18 protein-coding genes are annotated in these 21952 nt (G+C 44.4%); 9 read left to right on the top strand and 9 right to left on the bottom strand.

Features of this window, described 5'->3' with window-relative positions; genetic code table 11:
• Positions 1 to 7: 7 nt before the first annotated feature.
• Positions 8 to 1861: an ABC transporter ATP-binding protein gene (locus tag R7Q47_RS02100; protein WP_033906862.1), complete on the bottom strand. Its 1854-nt coding sequence runs from the start codon at positions 1859 to 1861 to the stop codon at positions 8 to 10.
• A 145-nt stretch (positions 1862 to 2006) separates the two neighbouring features.
• Here R7Q47_RS02100 and R7Q47_RS02095 point away from each other — a divergent pair, with 145 nt between their 5' ends.
• From R7Q47_RS02095 to fhuB, 4 genes are read left to right on the top strand one after another with little or no spacing between them, the layout of a single operon-like run.
• A complete protein-coding gene (locus R7Q47_RS02095) occupies positions 2007 to 4109 on the top strand; it encodes a TonB-dependent siderophore receptor (protein ID WP_171342476.1) in 2103 nt (700 codons plus the stop codon).
• Positions 4110 to 4160: 51 nt separating this feature from the next.
• Positions 4161 to 4946, top strand: a complete 786-nt coding sequence (locus R7Q47_RS02090) for an ABC transporter ATP-binding protein (protein WP_005383893.1) — start codon at positions 4161 to 4163, stop codon at positions 4944 to 4946.
• The gene (locus R7Q47_RS02085) at positions 4937 to 5866 is read left to right on the top strand and encodes an iron-siderophore ABC transporter substrate-binding protein (protein WP_171342475.1); all 930 of its coding nucleotides are present in this window, start codon (positions 4937 to 4939) and stop codon (positions 5864 to 5866) included. The genes R7Q47_RS02090 and R7Q47_RS02085 overlap by 10 nt, the downstream gene beginning before the upstream one ends.
• Positions 5863 to 7830: a Fe(3+)-hydroxamate ABC transporter permease FhuB gene (fhuB, locus tag R7Q47_RS02080; RefSeq protein ID WP_171342474.1), complete on the top strand. Its 1968-nt coding sequence runs from the start codon at positions 5863 to 5865 to the stop codon at positions 7828 to 7830. Before R7Q47_RS02085 ends, fhuB begins: the two co-directional genes overlap by 4 nt.
• A gap of 95 nt (positions 7831 to 7925) precedes the next feature.
• Here the strand turns inward: fhuB and R7Q47_RS02075 are convergent, their stop codons facing one another.
• The 8 genes from R7Q47_RS02075 to R7Q47_RS02040 all read right to left on the bottom strand — a co-directional run bounded on the left by R7Q47_RS02075 (position 7926) and on the right by R7Q47_RS02040 (position 16826).
• A complete protein-coding gene (locus R7Q47_RS02075; protein WP_005375171.1) occupies positions 7926 to 8774 on the bottom strand; it encodes a mechanosensitive ion channel family protein in 849 nt (282 codons plus the stop codon).
• A 95-nt stretch (positions 8775 to 8869) separates the two neighbouring features.
• Entirely contained in the window at positions 8870 to 10210 is a 1341-nt protein-coding gene (locus R7Q47_RS02070; RefSeq protein ID WP_005383906.1) for an HlyD family type I secretion periplasmic adaptor subunit, read from the bottom strand.
• Positions 10185 to 11903 carry a type I secretion system permease/ATPase gene (locus R7Q47_RS02065; protein ID WP_318088572.1) on the bottom strand — a complete coding sequence of 573 codons (1719 nt, stop codon included), beginning with the start codon at positions 11901 to 11903 and terminating at the stop codon, positions 10185 to 10187. Before R7Q47_RS02065 ends, R7Q47_RS02070 begins: the two co-directional genes overlap by 26 nt.
• Before the next feature lie 152 nt (positions 11904 to 12055).
• Complete coding sequence (locus R7Q47_RS02060; RefSeq protein ID WP_005375168.1) at positions 12056 to 12646, bottom strand: calcium-binding protein; 591 nt, start codon at positions 12644 to 12646, stop codon at positions 12056 to 12058.
• A 206-nt stretch (positions 12647 to 12852) separates the two neighbouring features.
• Positions 12853 to 13509 carry a LuxR C-terminal-related transcriptional regulator gene (locus R7Q47_RS02055; RefSeq protein WP_031777174.1) on the bottom strand — a complete coding sequence of 219 codons (657 nt, stop codon included), beginning with the start codon at positions 13507 to 13509 and terminating at the stop codon, positions 12853 to 12855.
• 228 nt (positions 13510 to 13737) lie between these two features.
• Positions 13738 to 14406, bottom strand: coding sequence for a LuxR C-terminal-related transcriptional regulator (locus R7Q47_RS02050; RefSeq protein ID WP_062730913.1), 669 nt, complete (start codon positions 14404 to 14406; stop codon positions 13738 to 13740).
• Positions 14407 to 14652: 246 nt separating this feature from the next.
• Positions 14653 to 14853, bottom strand: coding sequence for a restriction endonuclease subunit S (locus tag R7Q47_RS02045; protein WP_005375165.1), 201 nt, complete (start codon positions 14851 to 14853; stop codon positions 14653 to 14655).
• 56 nt (positions 14854 to 14909) lie between these two features.
• A complete protein-coding gene (locus tag R7Q47_RS02040; protein WP_017821859.1) occupies positions 14910 to 16826 on the bottom strand; it encodes a methyl-accepting chemotaxis protein in 1917 nt (638 codons plus the stop codon).
• A gap of 310 nt (positions 16827 to 17136) precedes the next feature.
• Between R7Q47_RS02040 and R7Q47_RS02035 the strand changes: the two genes are divergently transcribed.
• From R7Q47_RS02035 to R7Q47_RS02015, 5 genes are all read left to right on the top strand, one after another.
• Positions 17137 to 18093, top strand: a complete 957-nt coding sequence (locus R7Q47_RS02035) for an AAA family ATPase (RefSeq protein WP_025768547.1) — start codon at positions 17137 to 17139, stop codon at positions 18091 to 18093.
• Positions 18094 to 18106: 13 nt separating this feature from the next.
• Positions 18107 to 19033 carry a DUF58 domain-containing protein gene (locus R7Q47_RS02030; protein WP_154203995.1) on the top strand — a complete coding sequence of 309 codons (927 nt, stop codon included), beginning with the start codon at positions 18107 to 18109 and terminating at the stop codon, positions 19031 to 19033.
• 37 nt (positions 19034 to 19070) lie between these two features.
• A complete protein-coding gene (locus R7Q47_RS02025; RefSeq protein WP_017821862.1) occupies positions 19071 to 19547 on the top strand; it encodes a DUF4381 domain-containing protein in 477 nt (158 codons plus the stop codon).
• Complete coding sequence (locus tag R7Q47_RS02020; protein ID WP_050550100.1) at positions 19540 to 20544, top strand: vWA domain-containing protein; 1005 nt, start codon at positions 19540 to 19542, stop codon at positions 20542 to 20544. Before R7Q47_RS02025 ends, R7Q47_RS02020 begins: the two co-directional genes overlap by 8 nt.
• The coding region (locus R7Q47_RS02015) for a VWA domain-containing protein (RefSeq protein ID WP_318088571.1) at positions 20537 to 21952 on the top strand (1416 nt) is incomplete at its 3' end. The genes R7Q47_RS02020 and R7Q47_RS02015, both read left to right, overlap by 8 nt.

The raw sequence follows: 21952 nt of genomic DNA, 5'->3' as shown, positions 1-21952 counted from the left end.
CGTCATATTAGATGACTTGCAGTTGAGCATCACCTTGCTCAGACAAAAATCCGCCGGTTTGATGCTTCCACAACTGAGCGTAAACACCACCCAATTGCAGCAGCTCGTAATGCGAGCCTTGCTCAATGATTTTGCCGTCATCCATTACAATCAAACGATCCATCGCGGCAATCGTTGATAAACGGTGAGCAATCGCAATCACTGTTTTTCCTTCCATCAGAACTTCAAGGTTTTCTTGAATTGCCGATTCTACTTCTGAATCAAGTGCAGACGTTGCTTCATCCATGATCAAAATTGGCGCGTTTTTCAGCAGAACGCGAGCAATCGCCACACGTTGACGCTGACCACCAGACAGCTTCACACCGCGTTCACCCACTTCAACGTCATAGCCAACGTTACCTTGCTCGTCTCGTAGAGATTGAATGAAATCATGAGCATGTGCTTTCTCAGCAGCTGCGATAACGGCATCCATTGAAGCATCTGGATCACCGTAAAGAATGTTCTCTTTAATTGAACGATGCAGCAAAGAGGTGTCTTGCGTGATCATACCGATGTGTTGGCGAAGCGACTCTTGTTCGACTTGAGAAATGTCCTGCCCATCAATACAAATCTTACCCGTATTCACATCGTAAAAACGCAGCAACAGGTTAACCAACGTGGATTTACCTGCCCCAGAACGACCGACAATGCCGACTTTTTCGCCCGGTTTGATAGTCAGATTCAAGTTCTCAAATACTGCCTTCTCATCACTGTAGTTAAAACCTACGTGATCAAAGCAGATCTCACCTTGAGAGATTTGCAAAGGCTTAGCATTTGGTACGTCTTTCACTTCAACATCGTTTGAAATCGTATTAATACCGTCTACTACTGTACCGATGTTTTCAAACAGTGCGCTAACTTCCCACATGATCCACTTCGACATACCTTGTACGCGCAACGCAATACTGATAGCAATCGCAATAGCACCAATTGTTACAGCGTGATCTAGCCATAGATAAACCGAAATAGCACTAATAGACATCAGCAGCAAATAGTTGATGGCATCCACACTAAACAGTAAACAAGTCACCATGCGCATTTGGCGGTAAACCGTCACCAAAAATTGCTTCATGCTGCTTTCTGCGTATTCCAACTCTCTTTGCGAGTGCGCGAATAGCTTTACGGTAGATATGTTGGTGTAAGAATCGACAATGCGCCCAGTCATTACAGAACGAGCATCCGCTTGCTCCGTCGCTACTTGTTTCATTTTAGGGATAAAGTAGAACTGGATAACCGCGTACATTCCTATCCAAATCACAATAGGCAACATTAGCAAACCATCGGCTTCGCCCATCATCCAGAGCATCGAAAGAAAATAAACGCTGATATAAACCAGTACATCCACCAGCTTCATGACCGTTTCTCGTACCGCTAACGCACTTTGCATCACTTTGGTCGCAACTCGGCCTGCAAAGTCACGCTGGAAAAATCCAACCGCTTGTTTTAGCAAGTAACGGTGAATCAACCAACGGATAGACATCGGGTAGTTACCCAATAACGTTTGGTGCATCACCATTGAGTGGACAAAACCGAGAGCTGGCATCACAACCGCCACTAAGAACAGCATCATTAGCATGCGATCACCCTGGTCTTGCCAGAATGTTGCGCGATCTTGATTAGAGAGAATATCGACGAGCTCGCCCATATAACGCAACAGCGTCACCTCAGTAATGGCAATAAGCGCACTGAACACAGCCATAACGAGTAAAGGGGCTTCAAAGCCACGAGTGTAAAAACGACAAAAGCCAAATAGCGTCTTCGGTGGCTTTTCGGTTTCCATCTGGGGAAAGGGTTGGGTCAGCTTTTCAAACCAATTGAACATAACAATGACTTTAGGTACCGCGAATGAATTTGCGAACGTTTTACTATCTTTTGATACAAAAGTCAGTAAAATACCGAAACAAAAGCTCAAATGATAATAATTACAATTAAGCTTAGCGTTAATCATAATTATCGGGAATAGATTTATGCAAAAGAATAACTCACTGACCATCGCTATCCGCAACGCGTTGGTTTGTGCTTTAGCACCTACAGCAGTGGTTGCATTCACAGCACAAGCTCAAGAAGACGTCGTACAAGATGACGTGATTGCCATGGAGACCATAACGGTCACCGCGCAAGCACTTAAAGTAGAAACCCCGGCAGCAGAAACGCCGCGCAGCGTATCTATCATTTCTGAAGATGAACTTCGTGTTCGTGCACCGAAAAAGCTAGATGAAGCATTACGCTACACGTCTGGTGTAACCGCTCAGCCTTATGGCGCAGACAACGACACTGATTGGTTCAAAGTTCGTGGATTTGATGCAGCGACTTACCTAAACGGCAACCGCCTATTCCGCGATGGTTACTACACATGGTTGGTCGAACCTTACGGCCTAGAAAGTGTAGAAGTCGTTAAAGGTCCATCGGCTATTCTGTTTGGTGAATCGGCACCAGGCGGTATCGTGAATGCGGTGCAGAAAAAACCAACGTTTACGCCTCAAGGCGAAGTAAAAGTCGAAGTTGGCAACAACCAACACCAATCCGTAGGTTTTGACATTGCTGACGAAGCAAACGACGCAGGCACTGTGCGCTATCGTTTGGTTGGCTTGATGACAAGCCAAGATGGTGAACTGGACGGCACAAATAACGAGCGTTTCTACCTAGCGCCAAGTGTCGAGTTCGACATTTCTGACCGTACAATGCTGACCGTTTTGGCAACTTACCTTCATGATGACGGTGTACCAACTAACCCATTCTTCCCGGCAGCAGGTACTCTGATTGGTTCTAACTTTGGCAAAATCGATCCTTCGACTAACCTTGGTCAGCCAAACTACGATAAATACGAACGCACGCAGTTTTCTCTAGGTTACTTACTAGAGCACGACATCAATGACACGTGGTCACTCTCGCAAAACCTCAACTACGGTTCGAATGAGTTGTACTTGCGCAGCTCTTACGCGTTCTCAAACAACGATCCAGCGAAAGAAGAGTTAACGCAAGGCATCGTATTCCGTGACGGAAAAAACCAGAGCATCACGTTCGATAACAATGCCGTCGGCAACTGGATGACAGACAACGCAGAGCACACAGTGCTTATCGGTATGGATCTGCAATTCCACAAAACCGATGGCGACGAGCAGGACAACTACGCATTTGGTACCATCAATCCGTGGAACCCAGTTTACGGCAACTTCACCCCTCTTGATCCTGCCAACAACGTGAAACGTGAGATTGAGAAATCTCAAGCAAGTCTCTATTCACAATACCAATTGAAACTGCATGAACAGTGGATTGGTAACATAGGTGCTCGTTACGATTGGGTGAAAACAGAAAACTCTGGCAAAGGCGCTACCGTTGATCAAAGTGAATCTCGTGATGATGGTCAGCTCTCTCTAAGTGCGGGTGTGATGTACCTTGCAAACAATGGCCTGTCACCTTACGCAAACTACTCTCAGTCGTTTGAAGTGATCAGCACTATTGATGCGGCAACCAATGAACTTTACAAACCGCTGGAAGGCGAGCAAGTAGAAGTGGGTGTGAAGTATGAGCCAAACTTTATGGATGGCTTTATCAACCTTGCATGGTTCGACATCACGCAAAAGAACGCGTTGGTTACTAACCCATCAACATGGATTGCGACACAAACAGGTGAAGTGACATCTCAAGGTATTGAGCTAGAAAGCACGGCGCAGCTAACCGACGATCTAAAGCTGATGGCAAGCTACACCTACACTAAAGCGAAAACAGATGAGAGCTTTGGCCAAGGTAAAAAACAAGCCGCACTTATTCCTGAGCACCAAGCGTCTGCATGGGTAGACTACAGTGCCTACAGCCTGATTCCAGGCCTCAATATCGGTACTGGTGTGCGCTACGTAGGTGAGTCAAAAGATAACCCTAAGAGCTCGAACCTAACTGTTCCTTCAGTCACTCTTTGGGATGCGTCAGTCACTTACGACATCACTTCACAGTGGCAAGCACAGCTAAACGTGAACAACATCCTAGATAAAGAGTTTGTTTCAGGTTGCGATTACTGGTGTTACTACGGCCAGTCTCGCTCTGTTATGCTAAACGCAAACTACCGCTGGTAATTGTACTTCTACTCCCCTCTATTGAGGGGAGTTTTCTCCTAAGAGCCATCCATGTTTCAACTGTCTAATATTGAGATCGTGCGAGGTGGACGTCAGATCCTCGGCATCGAACAACTTAACATCCCAACAAATGAGCTAACGGTCGTTTTAGGCCATAACGGTTCAGGTAAGTCGACACTGGTGAACCTGCTTTCTGGTCAAATGCCACCAGATAAAGGCACGGTAACACTAAACGATACTTCCCTTTCATCACTCAAAACCAAAGAGTTGGCAAAACAGATCGCCTATTTGCCACAAAAGCTGCCCTCTTCGGCTGGTTTAACGGTAGAAGAGCTAGTGCGCTTAGGTCGCTTTCCGTGGCGTGGGGCACTTGGTCGTTGGAAAACCGAAGACAAACAGATCATCACGCAGGCTATGGAACGAACAGGAGTTACACCTTTTGCTCAAGCTTTGGCGGATGACTTATCGGGCGGCGAACGCCAACGTGCTTGGGTGTCTATGCTACTGGCTCAACAATCGCCAATTTTAATTCTCGATGAGCCAACCTCGGCGCTCGATGTTCACCATCAGTTTCAACTAATGGCGCTGCTGGCAGAACTGAATCGAACCGAGAATGTAGGCATTATCGTGATCCTGCACGATCTGAACTTAGCACTGCGCTACGCCACCCACATTGTTGCGCTCAAAAAAGGTAAGATTGCCTTTGAAGGCAACGCCGACATGTTGTTAGACGAGGCACGCCTTTCTAAACTATATGAGTCACCAATTAAGCTGATTGAGCACCCAAGCCCGGCTAACACATTAGCGAGCCAAAAGGTGGCTGTTGTATGCGCATAATGGCTCGTTTACTTACCGTGGTTACACAATCTGCTTTTCTCCTCGCATTTTTTATGACCAATGCACATGCAGTCATCACCGTTACCGATGAATATGGTGAGCATAGTTTTGAGCACGCGCCACAACGCGTTGTAGCCTTAAACTGGGACATCTTAGAACAAGTTTTGGCGCTAAACGTAGAACCAATCGCAGCCCCAAATTTACCAGGCTACCGCCAATGGGTCGTCAATCCAACTGCACCAGAATCAATTGAAGATATTGGAACCCGAGCAGAGCCCAACTTAGAAAAAATAGCCAGTTTGAAACCAGATGTCATCCTTGCTGCGTCTCCACAGCAAGACTTGATTCCGTTACTCAAACAAATTGCTCCGGTAATCTATTTACCTAATTTTTCTGAAAATGAGGCCGCTGCTGAAACGGCCATTCGTCACTTTCGTACGCTCAGCAAGCTATTCAATAAAGAGGCACTTGCTGAACAGAAACTGGCAGAATTAGATTCTTCATTTGCGCAGATGCGCCAGCGAATTCGCCACTATTACTCTTCTCCACTCAGCGTTCTTGTGATGCGATTTTCAACTCCGAATACTGTATTACTTGCAACCGAAAACTCCACCACTGACTACGTGGTTAGAAAACTGGGATTACAGGCTCCAATTAAAGAGGACCCACGAGCGTGGGGAGTAAAGCAAGATCGAATCAATCGGCTTCAGGGCCTTCAAAACAGCTACGTTCTCTACGTACAACCTTTCCCAGAAGAACGAAAACTGAAAGAGTCGCCACTTTGGCAAGCGATGCCGTTTGTGAAAAAGCAGCGGGTAAATTCAGTCAGAGCAGTGTGGGCGTATGGCGGTGCCATGTCTTTGCAATACACCGCTGAAGCGATTACCGACAGTCTAATAGAGTTGGCACCAGAACAATGAGAACGAAACATTATATTGGTTATCTGGCGCTGATTACGTTACTTAGCGTCTTTAGCCTACAAATTGATACTAATTTATCACTTTTCGAACAATGGCAATTATTAACAAAACCAGAGGTAGCAACCGAGTTTCGTGATGTATTCTTTACGCAAGCGCAACTTCCTAGGTTAAGTATGACCCTGCTTGTTGGTGCCATGCTTGGTCTCACCGGCAGCTTAATGCAGCAATTAACGCAGAATAACCTCACCTCGCCGTTGACTCTTGGCACCTCTTCTGGTGCTTGGCTTGCATTAGTCGTGGTAAACATTTGGTTCGTCGATTGGGTCGCCGATTACTCTGCATTAGCCGCAATGTTTGGGGCTTTAGTGGCGTTTGGCCTGATCGTATCAATTGCCGGTGTGCGTAATATGACAGGTTTGCCGTTGGTCGTTTCGGGGATGGTGATCAATATCTTGCTCGGTTCTATCGCCACAGCCATTATTATTTTAAACGCCCAGTTCGCACAGAATATTTTTATGTGGGGAGCAGGAGACCTCTCTCAATACAGCTGGGATTGGTTTGAGTGGTTATTGCCTCGCTGCGCTATCGCAATCGTAATTTTGATCGTCGCACCACGTATTCTGACCTTAATGAAACTAGGACAAGAAGGCGCAGCAGCCCGAGGCTTAGCGGTATTACCCGCGTTTGGTGCGTTAATGGTGATGGGTATTTGGCTGGTATCTGCCTCCATCACCGCAGTTGGTATTATCAGCTTCATCGGATTACTGACACCCAATATTGCCAGAGCGATGGGGGCAAGAACACCGCGCGACGAATTGATCAGCAGCATGCTTTTGGGCGCAATGCTACTAATCATCACAGACTCTGCCGCTATCTCGCTGAGCTTATGGTTAGAGGAAACCATTCCTAGCGGCGTAGCGGCTGCAGCTATTGGCGCTCCCGCTTTAATTTGGTTTACTCGTAAAAAACTGACGGCAACCGATCAACTTAACCTTTCAATGAGCCAAGGAAAAACGGCGCTTTCTAAACGCGCGGTATGCAGCATTGCGCTATTCAGTCTGGTTGGGATTCTAGCTTACTCATTCGTTACCCATGGTATAAACGGGATCCAATGGTCTGTGCCAGGTGAGTTCCAATGGCAATTGCGTTGGCCGCGAATGTTAACCGCACTTTCTGTCGGTATTGCGCTATCCGTTGCCGGAATCATTTTGCAACGCATTGTTTATAACCCTCTGGCAAGTCCCGATATTCTCGGTGTGTCTTCCGGAGCCACGTTTGCCATTATAACGACAGGAGTCATCGCTGGGTCGCTTCTCTCCGCATTTAGCTGGGGTATCGCTTTTTTCGGAAGTATGTCCGTATTGATGTTATTGCTGATTATCGGTAAACGAAGCCATTTTAATCCATCTAACTTCGTGTTGTCCGGCATCGCACTAACGGCACTACTAGAAGCCCTCGTTCAATTTTCGCTAGCTCAAAGTTCTGGTGACAGTTACAAAATTTTATTGTGGCTAACTGGTTCTATTTATCGAGTCACAGCCGACACCGCACTGATGCTATGTTTGGCCATAATAGTTCTGCTTGCCGCTGTATTCTCGATTTCTCGTTGGCTAACACTAATTGCCATCGGGCGACAATTCTCAAATGCACGAGGGCTTAACCCTACCGTAGCCAATACGCTTATGCTCACCATCGTTGCTTTGTTATGCGCCTTTTCTACCGCTACAGTTGGTCCAATATCTTTTGTTGGCTTGGTCGCTCCCCATATGGCGATGATGTTAGGAGCAAGAAAAGTGAAAGAGCAACTGTGTGTCGGTGCCTTAATTGGCGCAACCCTAATGTTGTGGGCAGATTGGCTAGGACAAATCGCTATTTATCCAAGTCAGGTCGCAGCTGGCACGTTGGTCGCTATTATAGGCAGCACTTACTTCCTATTTTTAATGCTGAAGAGTAAATTCAGCTAAGTTGGGAATATTGTTACAGCCTAAAAATACGCTAAGAAAAACAAACCCCGCTATTTTGATAGCGGGGTTTGAAATTAAAGGCGAAGTACGATGCTCTATTCTTCTCGCACTACAGGAAAACGTTGCTCATAAAGTTCCATAAAGTCCTTACGAATTAAGTGCTCTAAGTGGTTCGCTTTATCGGTTGGGCAGAAAATCATCACGTGCAGAATTTGTTCACCATTAATGTTACTAGAAATATGCATATGTGGCTCAGAACCAGGAAGGTCAACACCGGCATGTTTTTCAATCATCGCATTGTAACGATGTGCAACATCAGCAAAGTAACTGCAATGTTCTTCAATTTTATCAGTTAAAATCGGTAGCAGTGGATACAAATTGACGAAGTCTTTCACCACTACAGAAAAGTTGTGGTAAACGTACCGCTTCATGAAGTTGAGGTTCTTTACTGGATAGGTAAAGAACATACTATTAGGCAATGTCGCTGTTTTGCCGGTGTAATGATATTGCCCATGATGCAGGTCGATCTCTTGAATCACCGTCGCCATCATATTGTGCTCAATCACTTCACCGCATAACTTCCCGACCTCAATCCAGTCCCCAACGCGAAAAGAACGTGAACTTGCTCTTTGAATCGAACCCGTAAAACACAAAATGATTTCTTTGGATGCCACTACAATGGCAACGGCAATCGCCGTTACACTCAGAGCAAACTCGTTAATTTCTGATTGCCATAAAATAAATAAAATCAGTAATGTAACAGCAAAGGTGCCATTTTTAGTTCTGGACATCCAACTACGCTGATCTTCTGAGAGAAAAGCGTGATCACCACGAATCATCGATAAAATTGCACGACGAATTAACCACATAATCGCAAAGATCAGTGCGGTAAAAATCAATTTATGAGTGAGAAGAAAATCGACAACTAACTGCACTTTCTCCATTCCACGGCTCCCTCGAATAAAAATACGGCCCAGTAACAGCTAACGATAACAAATTATTTTGTCTGTTGTCCGTGCTCACTCAAGTCTTTTTGAAATTACTCCTCTCTGAAGGCGCGATTCATGCTTTCTGTAATTGGCTTTATTAGGTAGCTCAATGGCGTTCGTGGCTCAGATAAAATAAGCACTTCGGCATTCATGCCTGAGGTTAAACGATGTTTTGTCACATCTTCCGGTGAAATTGCAATTCTAGCGAGATAAAAATCTTCTTGGTTTTCTTGCGAGAGCTTATCGGCAGAAATCGTCAGCACTGTACCGTCTAAAGGTGCCAACGTCCGTGCATTCAGAGCGGTCAGACGAACATGCGCTTGCTGGCCTGGATTCACTAAATCAATATCCTGAGGATTAACACGAGCCTCGACTAACAACTTATCGTCTTGCGGGACCAGTTCTAGTAACGTTTCACCCGACCCAATCACACCTTTTTCGGTAAACACTTGCATGTTGACTACGCGACCAGAAATAGGTGCGTTGATCGTTGTTCTTGCGACAATATCTTGAGCGGAGCGATATTCTTCCCGAATTGCGACAATTTCCGTTTTGGTATTTCGTAGTTCCTCGACAATCTCATTCAGCCTTTCAAGCTTCAACTCTTCAATTTGCGCTAGGTTCTCATCTAACCTTTTTCTAACGGTGAGCGATTGCCTGTCTAACTGGCTTAAGGTACTTCTCACCTCCGCTGCTAAGCGCTTGAGTTGAAGTAAAGTAGATTTTCCCGAGAAACCTTTTTGCACCAAGGCTTGGTTGCTGTCTATTTCTTCAGCAATAAAGTTGAGTCGTTCCGTCTCAATCACTTTGGTTTGCTGAAGGTTTTCAAGCTCTAAATTTGCTCCAGAAATACTCTGCTCAATGATACTCAGTTTACTATCAAAGAATCGCTTTCTCGCTTCAAAGATCTTGTTTTGAACCAGTTGTGCTTCTTGTACGATATCGACACGGGGAATGCTTTCAAGATCATCAGACCATACAATCGTTGGAAGCTCGTCAAGCTCCGCACTTAAACGGTTTTCCTTTGCTAGAGTATGGATAAAACGACCACTTAACGAGTCCAACTTAGCCATAGCTTGACGCTTAGAAAGTTGAATTAATAACTGACCTTTTTCGACTAAATCCCCCTCCTGTACATATAGCTTTTCAATAATACCGCCTTCTAAATGCTGAATTTCTTGTCGCTTAGTGAGAACTGACAAATCACCATAAGCAATCGCTGCACTTTCTAATTTGGCTGTTGCAGCCCAGTAGCCAAGACCTCCAAGAAAAACACTTAAGGTCACCACACCAAGTAAAATTGGTTTTCGAAAGCTTAGTCTCGCTTTGGGGCTAAAACGATATACGATCTCGGTAGAACTCTGATTAACGGTTGGCAGTTGATTGCTCATTTCTTACCCTTGGGATATCTGTTCTTTCTTCGCCCATCAAACGTTTTAATACTTCATCTTTAGCGCCGTATAACTTGACTCGGCCGTCAGCCAAATACAACAGCCTATCCATTTGTCGTAACGTACTCGGATTGTGGGCAATGACGATAATCGTTGTACTCTGTGCTTTTAAATGGGCAATCAAACGTTGATACGCAGCCTCTCCCTCACCATCGAGGTTGGCATTCGCTTCATCGAAAATCACAATAGATGGGTCGCCATAAACGGCTCTTGCAAGAGCGATTCTCTGCCTTTCCCCCCCAGATAAACCGCGGCCATTTTCACCAATAATGCAATCATAGCCTTTGTTTTTCTTGAGTATTAATTCATGACATCCTGCTAGTTGCGCCGCCTTGATAACTTTAACCGGGTCTTCTTCTTTAAAGCGCGCGATGTTCTCTCGAATTGTGCCAGGAAATAACTCCACCTCTTGAGCGAGATACCCAAAATGCACGCCGCGATCTTCAGATGCCCATACGGAGACTTCCATTCCATCAAGAGTCACTTTACCCGCTAATGGCTTAACCGTACCTAATAACAGCCGAGCAAACGTCGATTTACCCGTACCAGAAGGGCCAATCACCCCAACAGCAACACCCGGAGGAATCGATAAGCTGATCGATGAGAGCACTGGTTCGGTTGCTCCAGGATGGCGATAGGCTAGTCCGGTAAGCTCATAGTGTCCTTTTGGTTTAGGCAGTGGCATATCTGATTCATCTTGGCGCACGATCGCATCGATTTCTTTCAACCTTTTATAGGCGCCTTTAGCAGACATCGCACTTCGCCACGTGCCTATCGCCTGATCCATCGGCGATAATGCCCGACTCATTAATATGGAGCTCGCGATCATCGCCCCTGCCGTTATCTCATGTTGGATTACTAACCATGCACCACCTCCCAGTAAAAATATCTGTAGTGATCCACGCACAAACTTAGAAAAGTTAGCCATGTAGATAGACTTACCTGCAACTCGCTCTTCAAGCACATTCACTTCACTCACGCGCGACTGCCACTTCTCTAAAAATGCATTCATCATCCCCATTGCGAGAATTGAATTGGAGTTTTGCGTGGCTAATTCAGCGTTGTTGATATGAGAAATCGCTCTGACTTCGCTCTCTTGCATTGTTTTACGCGTCATCAGCTCATTAAGTAGACCTAGGCTAAACAATACGATAGATCCAAGTAACGCGATGTGACCTAGTATCGGGTGCAATAAATACACAAATAAAATAAACAGCGGTGTCCAGGGCGCATCCAACAGTGGATAAGGTGCTTGACTGCTCAAAAAGCTTTTGATGTTCTGAATGTCTCTCAGAGTTTGCGAGGTATAACTCTTCCCGGTATGTGATTGATATTGAATCGTGCGCTTGAGCATGAAAGCGGAGAGTTTTGTGTCCATCCAATAACCAAAAGATTTACTCATTTGTGCTCGTGCAATGTCGATGATGGACATGGTTAACAGCGCGACAATTACGATGACAGTGAGCAAGAATAAAGTATCGGTTGAGTAGGAGGATATCACTCGGTTGTACACTTGAAGCATGTACAGCGGAATCGAGAGAACCAATAAGTTGATAAAAAGGCTAAAAACGATCAGCAAGCCCGCAAGCGTGCATAGTTTTTGTTTCACTTCTTTGAAAACCGTTTTTTGCACGACTACTTCCGTTTAACGTGAAAATTGTAGGCGCCAGAAATACTAGCGCCTAGCTTAAGGTAACCTCAAATCGCTCTAGAGTGTCCGATTAGTTCACCTCAGTATGGCAGAGCCACGCAAACTAATTCCCATCCAGAGTTATTTTCAGTCGTTTAGATTACGAACAGATCAGCACCATAGGTGTTGATGTCAGTTTCAGTCACGCCAATAAGTTTCACTGTTAGATCAGCCCCATCGGTAAACACTGCATTCCCAACTGCATCGTAGCTAAAGCTTAAATCACCAAAGTCTGTGACAGAGTCGCTAATGATGTGCAAAGAGTCTTCACCAATGGTGAAATCAACAACTTTGGCTTCGCCATGGCCACCAAACTTATCCGTGAACACAAACTTATCGCCATTGCTGCCGCCAACTAAAACGTTGTCACCAGAACCAGCAACAAGAATATCTTCACCGACACCACCATTTAATTTATTGTCGCCCAGCAAACCCAACAGCAAGTCATTACCGGTACCACCGCCGAGGTAGTCGTTTCCTGTACCAGCCCTAAGGATGTCATCTCCAGCACCACCAGTTAGGCGATCATCGCCGTCGCCGCCGATCACATAATCATTACCGCCACCGCCAACAAACGAGTCATTACCACCAAAACCGATAAACAAATCATCGCCGCCATCGAAATCAGCAAATTGGTTATTTACACCTGCATCGCCTAAATACGTGTCATTGTCACTTGCGCTCATTTTTATTCCCTCTTAGCTTATTAATTGAATAGACCTTCTGTTCCACGTCTGACTAGATTCGTCACGACATGAGAAGTCTAATAGTCAACTGAATAGGAATAAGTTTGAATATGGGATGATATTTCAGACTGACATTTTAATAATAAATATAAAATTTAGTACTTTATAGAGTATTTTCTTTTTATTACAGCAAGTTAATACTAGTACTACAGGTTTCTCTTAGCCCAACTTGTAGCTTGCGTACGGTTCTTTACTTCTAACTTTCTAAAAATATTGTATAGATGTGATTTAATAGTATGCTCGCTGATAAATAAAGAATCAGCGATTTCCATATTTGAACCACCTTCTTTCAACATTTTTAAAACCTGAACTTCACGCCGAGTAAGCTCAACCTCAATAGCAGGTTCGATAATGCTATTTACTTCTCTGCCTCGATAATAATTTACTAGCTGATCAAGTAATCTTCGAGACAGCCAATTATCCCCTTTTATTATTGCTTTTAATCCCTGACAAACCTTGTCCATTGAATCTCCTGGACCAAATATACCTTTTACATGAGGCCAAGAAGCGAGTTCTTCTGTGTCTAAGTCATAACCTAGATTAAGCATTATAGTTCCTAGCACTTTATTACTATCTTTTAAATAAACTAAAGTTTCGGAAGGAATCTCAACTGAAAAATCAACAAGCAAAAAGTAGCGTTCCGGAATGAGTTCATGATAACTAGGGTTTTTAGTATCAATGATCGTTATTTTAGTTTCTGTATTTTTAGAAAGCATTTCCTTAAAGTTTTCACTCTGTAAACTTTGTTGAGTGAGCATTAGGATTTCAGGCTTTTCCATATACTGTTCCATAATGTTTCTCATACTTTCAGTGACTTAACATTCTTAAATTAGTAGTTAATCGTCGGCACTTAGTTTGATATGTAAGTGCTAGTTCACAGAGTAAAGTTATTTGCTACTTTTTTAAATTCTAAAGTTATTAAAAAGAGAACCAAAAAAAGTGTTTCTCATAAAAGAAACACTTTTAACACATTCAGGTCACAGAAATTATTAAGAGTTTACTAAATTAGGCAACCTCATATTGCAATAGCATTACACCGTCAACGAGTTGTCTGAAATATTTTCCTTTGCCCAAATAAGTGCTTGAACTCTATTTTTCACATCAATCTTCTTGAAAATATTATGTAAATGCGTTTTTACCGTATTCTCACTGACAAATAATTGTTCGGCGATTTGTTGATTGGACGCCCCCATGGAAAGAAAGGTAATTATTTGTTGCTCTCGTTTGGTCAGAATAGCGGAAACATTCTTATTTATAGGTTTGCAATGTCGACGAAGGTAAGTAATGTACTGCTGAGAAAACTTACGGCTGAACCACATATCTCCTTGAAGCACCTTACCAATACCAACTTGCAACGTTTTTATATCATCAGAGGTATAGAAAATACCGGCCAAAGTACGCCAAGCAAAGAGGTCTTCTGTCGATATGGATTGCTCACAATTAATTAAGATTTCAAGCGTGTCTTTCTGCTTGGCCGCTTTAAACTCCGCATAACGGCGAAAAATTTCATCCGTGATCACGCTGCAATCAACAATAATGGCTGATGCAAGAGATTCATGTAACACTCCGCGAATCAGATTATCTGGCGTGATTAGAGCAACACTAATACCGAGTTTGGTCTCCAATACATCTTTCAACAGAGATGACTGTAGACTTCCCTCCGTGATTAAAATAACGTTTCTTTTTTTTTGCTGCTCCATCCTGATCGCATTCCCTTGGTCGTTTTTATTGAAATACGCAATAGATTTAGATAGAGCGGTAGTATTGTCAAGTATGAAAATCACTAGTACTAATTAATAACTCATTGAAGTGTCAATAATTTTTAAGTGGCAAGTATGTGAGAGGTATTAGCATTTTTCAGACATTAAAAAAGGGAGTATAAACTCCCTTTTTGTGTTTGAGCAGGTGATTTAATCACGCACGTTAGAGGCAAAACACCACCTAACTTAGTGGATTGGAACTGCGTTTTTTTGGTTAAACTTACCAAAGTGTTGTTCTAACACTTCTGGCGTCAGCTTACCTTCCGCTTCCAGCTTTTTCAGCTCAGCGACGATCGCTTTTTGCTCTTCTAGCGACGGCAGTTTTACTTCTGGCTCCTGAGCGGTTTCTTGAGAAATTTGCTCTAGTTCTTTTTCGAAGTCATTCATAGTACTTACCTAAAATTAATGATTGAACTTTTAAACTTCGCCTATTCTATCCAACTCTATAACTTGAAGCTACCAACCATCTTGTCTAAACGAGAAGAGAGCGCTTGAAGATCGCGACTTGCATCCGCCAACTCTTCTGCTGTCGCGGTTGTCATTTCATTTATCGCGTTGATTTCTTCGATATTTTGATTAATGGTATGCACCACCGTGGATTGCTCTTCCGTCGCCGTTGCAACTTGTGTATTACGATCAGAGATGTCGGTGATTCGTTCAGAAATACTGATTAATACCTCGACTGCTTCATCGGTAGAAGTAACCCCTTCTATGGTGACCGCTTTGCCCGCTTCCATAGCACTTACCGCGTCTTGTGCGTCACTTTGAAGCTGATTGATCATGCGCTGAATCTCTTCTGTAGAATCAGCCGTGCGTGAAGCTAGGTTTCTTACCTCATCAGCAACAACCGCAAAACCACGTCCCTGCTCACCAGCACGAGCAGCTTCAATTGCAGCGTTTAGCGCAAGTAAATTCGTTTGCTCAGAGATGTCACGAATTACACCCAGAATCGAGCCAATATCTTTGGTTGTCGATGCCAACTGCGTCACAACAATATTGGTTGTTTCAACATCATCGGCTAGGCGGCTGATCACCTCTTTTGCTTTCATCACAACTTCTCGACCAGTTTGAGTGTTATCTGAAGCCTGATTTGCCGTATCAGCAGCGGTAGCCGCGTTTGATGCAATTTCACTGATGGTCGCACCCATTTGGTTGATAGCTGCAACTACTTGAATGGTTTGATCACGCTGCTCTTGGCTGTTGTCGTGTGTGGATGTTGCTTTCGTTGACACACTTTCTGCCGCTTGACTTAATGAGCCACTGGTTAAAGCAACCTCTTTCATCGTGGCATGAATCTTCTCAATAAATCCATTAAAGCCTTTTGAAAGCTGAGCAATTTCATCATTACCCTTAATTTCAATACGCTGCGCCAAATCGCCTTCACCTTGCCCAAGGTCGGTAAAACGATCGGCAATCAGTCGGATTGGTTTCGTAATGCTGTTTGCTAACCATACGCCCATGAGGATGAATACAACGGCAACAATGATGGTCGTAAACAGCATTTTTTTAGCTGTCGCATTCAGGTCTGCGAATACTTCATCAACGGGAACCACGCCAATAACAAACCAGTTCATTGAAGGAACATACAAACTAGAAACAAAAGTATCCTGCCCTTCAAACTCCACATTAATTAGGTTGAAGCTATTTTTGTTCAACAGCGCACTTGCGTCACTACCAAATAGTTTAGTGATAGAAGTTTGGTTCTTACCTTGTTGGCGGTGTATTTGAATCTGGCCTTGTTCATTAGTGAGAAACACGTAACCCGTATCTTCAATTTTAAACCCATTGAGCAAAGCAACCATATCTCCCATAGATTTAGAGAGACCTGACATTGATGTACCATTAAGATCTTGGAAATTGGCAAACATTTTCACTTCGCCATTTGCCTCTTGGAACACACTCACGGACGTTTCTTGACCAGACGACGTAAATCCAAAGAACCAAGCATCTTGCGTTCGGTTAAGTTGACGTAAGAATCCGTTTTGATTCCAGTAATATGCCGTTTGACGATTCGCTACCGACGCATCATTAAGACCATACTGTGATTTAACGTTATTGAGCTGCTGAACCAACTGAACTTCTACTGACGGATCACGGTCTGTATTAGATAGGGCTTCAACAATAAATTCATTTGTAGCCAGCTGTTTTGCCGCTTGTTGCATTTCGACAACTTCGCGGTCAATTTCGGTATTGATTTGCTGCAACATCGCAGGTAGCTCGATGTCAATAAGACGATGGCTCAATACATCTCTCGCATGACGCTGAGCCATAACACCAACAATGATTGTTGATGCTAGAACAGCAAACGTAATGCCAAGTACAACCTTCTGTTTGATGCTCAAGGAATGAAGTTTCAACATATTCGGACCTTTTAAAAGAATCACTTGTTATTGGCCCCACAAGGGGAATCAGGTGCATATCTCATGACACGCACACCACGGAATCTTTATCGGCTCATATGTACAAAACTAGAGGCATTTCTCATTATATTATGAAAAATAAATGTAACACACTGTCAAATAAGCACTTTCAGAGATAGCACGTACTTGCAATTCTCTGTAGCGTCCCAATATTGAAAAGATAAATTGCAATAGAGCGTTGGAACTTTTTTCACATGGAAAATGACCAATACTCAACACGAAAATCATATGGATACCGAGAGTCCAAAGCATGCATAAATCTAACTTCGAAACTCTTCAGCAATACTTAGAGTCGCAGATCATCGGACAGCAAGATCTGGTAAAGCAACTGCTTGTTGCGCTTCTTGCGGATGGGCATATTTTAGTTGAAGGCCCTCCTGGGTTAGCAAAAACCCGTGCAGTAAAATCACTCTCAGACTGTGTTGAAGGCGACTTCCACCGCATTCAGTTCACCCCTGATTTGCTGCCAGCCGATTTAACCGGCACCGATATCTTCCGTCCCGAAACCGGAGAATTCACTTTCCAATCAGGTCCTATCTTCAACTCGCTTATTCTTGCGGATGAGATAAACCGTGCGCCAGCCAAAGTACAAGCGGCAATGCTTGAAGCAATGGCAGAGAAACAAGTCACAGCAGGTCGTCATACCTACCCGCTGCCAGAGTTGTTTTTGGTTATGGCAACTCAAAACCCGATAGAGCAAGAAGGGACCTACCCCCTTCCTGAAGCGCAGCTAGACCGCTTTTTATTGCATTTAGAAGTGGAATACCCAGATGCGGAGCATGAGCTATCTATCTTGCGTATTAACCGCGGTGAAGCAAAAGGCGAAGCAAAGGTTGAACGCCCAATGTTAAGCCAACAAGATATATTCACCGCACGTAAAGAAGTGTTGGATATTCATATGGCGGAAACGATAGAGCAGTACATCGTCCGTTTAGTTATGGCGACACGTCAAGCCAACGAATATGACACTGAGTTGGACAAGTGGTTGTCAATGGGTGTGAGTCCGCGAGCCACCATCGCTCTTGATCGCTGTGCACGTGCGCACGCTTGGCTTGCTGGTCGTGATTTTGTCTCTCCGGAAGATGTTCAAACCATGGCTTATCCGGTACTGCGCCACCGTTTATTGTTGAGTTACCACGCTCAAGCGGAAGGCATTACGGCAAACCAGGTCATCGATAAACTGCTAAACCTTGTTGGCAGTGCATAAACAGGTGAGTGATATGTCCGCTACACATTCATTACCACCTCATGCGAATGGGGTGACATTAACCCTTGAAGAGCTGCTCCAATATCGCACTCAATCTGTACGTTGGTTACCACCAGCACAGAGTCTCTGGTCGCAGATGAGTGGTAACCATACCAGTCGCCAAAAAGGGCGAGGTATGGATTTTATGGAGGTGCGCCAATATCAACCTGGCGACGATATTCGCAGCATTGATTGGCGAGTCACCGCTAGGACCGGTAAAGCACATACGAAGTTGTTTGCAGAAGATAAAGAGCAAGCGGTCATTCTTTATCTTGATCTAAGTTCTAGTCTACATTTTGGATCTAAGTATGTACTCAAATCCGTTCAATTGGCCCACTTTGCCAGTGTTCTAATTTGGCTAACTCTAGCTAAAAAAGATCGCATCGGCGCAGTGATTGATGACGGACATCAATGTCTTGAATTTCGCCCCTCTTCTTTACAAAGACAAGGGCTGCGGATTCTTAACGCCATAGTCGACATACATAATGCGCAAGTAACTCGTACTGCAAGCAACGACACTCGTACACTGCCGTATGCACAAGTATTGGAGACACTTCATACGCTCACCCCAAAAGGTAGCGAATTGATTATGCTCAGTGATTTTGCCCACGTAATACCAACGGAACTGGCACAACTACGTCGACTCAAACAACACAATAGCGTAAGGGCTGTTCAATTTTATGATCCGTTAGAAAGAGGCGAAACAGACTTTAGAGGTCAAGTGAAAGCTTCGGATGGGCTGCATAGTCAATGGTTTAACTTTGGCTCTAAAGGACAACGAAGAGAACTCGAAAACCACTTTACCCAACATCAAGAAACCATTAAGCAGCAGTGCCATTCGATAGCAATTCCATTTAACACGCTATCAAGTGGCTGGCCCTTAATTTCACAATTAAGCTAACAAACTGACAAGCAGTATTTATTAAGCAGTAATAATAATGACAACAAACAACCAAAGCCTAGACCTTGAACCTTTGATTTTGCCAAACGCACCGGATTGGTTTCCGCTCGCTTGGGGATGGTGGGTGGTGCTTGCAGCCACCTTGCTCTTCGTTTTCGGCATTTGTCTTTATGTGAGATGGCGTAAAAAACACTTACGCGCAAAAAAGACAGCATTAACACTTTTAACTCAACCTACCGCGCCTCATACCCCCTCTTCTGCTCTGGAAATATTGCGCCAGGCAGCATTGAGTTACTTTCCGCGTGAAGAGATCGCACCATTAACCGGAATCGCTTGGTATGAATTTCTCGATAGCCATACCAAAGAAAGTCGATTCGTAGACAAACAACATCAGTGGCAAGAAGCGTTGTATCAGAATTCTTCCCAAGGGCAGCATCAAAGCTTGGTAGACGATTGTGTCTTTTGGATAACCTACGCTTTACCACCAAAGAAAAAGGCAAATAACCGTGACTGAGCAAACACTCATAACCGATCTTGCCCAATGGCTAAACATTGAATTTGTCTGGTGGTGGGCACTGTTTTTGTTGCCCATCCCCTGGCTGGTATACAAGTTCCTGCCACAAGAATCTCAACAAGCCGAGATCAAATTGGCGTACTTACCAACCAATGAGAATCGCAGCAAGCCTAAGCAAGCGCTGCAAAAAGCACTTTCAATCGCGATCTGGGGCCTTCTTGTCGTCGCTTGTGCGCGTCCAGTTTGGTTTGGTGATCCCGTTGAATTCCAACCCAAATATCGGGACTTGATGTTAGTCGTCGATCTGTCCGGTTCGATGCAGCAGGAAGACATGGAACTCAACGGCGAATATATCGATCGCCTCACAGCAGTCAAAAAAGTTCTGTCTGATTTCGTAGCAAAGAGAAAAGGTGACCGTCTCGGAGTTGTTTTGTTTGGCGACCATGCTTATTTGCAAACACCACTCACTGCAGACCGAAAAAGCGTCATGCAACAGATTAATCAAACCGTCATCGGCTTGGTTGGTCAACGAACCGCCATTGGTGATGGTATTGGGTTAGGCACAAAAACCTTTGTAGACAGTGATGCTCCCCAACGAGTCATGATTTTGCTCAGTGACGGCAGCAATACTGCAGGGGTACTCGAGCCGCTAGAAGCAGCGGAAATTGCGAAAAAATACAACGCCACTATTTACACCGTGGGCGTGGGCGCTGGTGAAATGATGGTGAAAGAGTTTTTCATGACTCGCAAAGTCAACACCGCAGCCGACTTAGATGAACAAACACTGACTAAAGTGGCAGAGGTGACAGGTGGACAATATTTTCGAGCGCGAGATACGGAAGAGCTCGAAAAGATTTATGACACCATCAACCAGCTAGAACCCGTATCTAGCGACACACAAACTTGGCGCCCACAGTCTGAATGGTTTCCATATCCATTAAGCGCTGCATTTGTATTATCGGTATTGTTATTCCTATTAAGGAGAAAACATGGCTGAGTTTATTTTCCTCAATCCTTATTGGCTTTTGGGGCTCATCGTGATCCCTATAGCACTCTTGCTTAATCACAAATTTAGAGCCCAAAAGTCCACACTGATTGCCCCTCACCTATCGCGGATGCTCGGACAAAACACGCAGTCTAAGCATTACTTCACTCTATGGGGTTTAGCTTGGGCAATAACTTGCATTTCATTAGCGGGGCCAAGCTGGCAGTCCAATGCTCGACCAAGCTTTGAGTTAAACCAAAACCGTATCTTGGTGCTTGATATGTCTCGCTCTATGTTTGCTACAGACATCAAACCCAATCGGCTAGCACAAACACGTTATAAGGCGCTCGATTTGCTGCCTAAATGGAAAGAGGGAGCCACTGGACTTATTGCTTACGCTGGCGATGCCTATAACTTAAGTCCACTGACAACTGATTCCAGCACGCTTGCGGGCATTATCGAAAATTTGTCACCAGAGCTGATGCCTTTTCAAGGAGCAAACCTGCCTGCCGCGATTGAACTTGCGATCAACCAGTTTTCTCAAGCCGGCACGCAACAAGGCGATATCATCGTGTTAGCGGATGATCTTGATACGTCAGAGCTGTCTCGCGCGTTAGATTTAGTCCAAGGTACAAAGTTTCGCATTTCTGTTCTTGCCGTCGGGACTCCTAACGGTGCGCCTATCGCGCTGCCCGATGGCTCTCTGCTAAAAACGGCACAAGGCACAACCGTCGTAGCGAAAACAAATCTGAAAAATCTACAAACGCTAGCGAATAAGACTGGTGGCCTATTTGTTCCTATTCAACACACCAACCGTGATGTTGAAAACATCGCGGCCTTTACCAATAACATTGGTAGCCAGCTTTCTGCGACCCAAAGCGAAGAAGTTAAAACTGATTCTCGTCTCAACAGTGGCTTTTGGTTACTGCCGTTGTTACTTCTTCCTGCCGCTTTACTGTTTCGACGCGGCCTGATTTGGATGGTAGTTGCGACTGTAGTCCCAGTAACGTGGACACCGCATGCAGAAGCTAATCCGTTCTTAAATGCCGACCAACAAGGAGCGGAACTATACAAGCAAGGTGAGTATGAACAGGCGCAAAACCTATTTACAAACCCAAGCTGGAAAGGAGCCGCCAGTTATCAAAAAGGTGACTACGAAGCCGCTATCGAAGCATTTTCTCATGATGCCTCCCTTAACGGCCGCTATAACCTCGCCAACTCGCTCGCTAAAAATGGTCAATTAGAAGATGCGGCTGATTTGTATAAAAAACTGCTAGAGGAAAAGCCTAACTTTGAAGCCGCGAAGAAAAACCTATCGGTTGTAGAAGAAAAGCTAAAACAGCAACAGCAACAGCAACAGCAACAGCAACAGCAACAGCAACAGCAACAGCAACAGCAACAGCAACAGCAACAGCAACAG

Source organism: Vibrio sp. Vb0349, from assembly GCF_033338975.1.
Note: the sequence above shows the minus strand (reverse complement) of the source record. Positions and strands in the feature narration are given on the sequence as shown.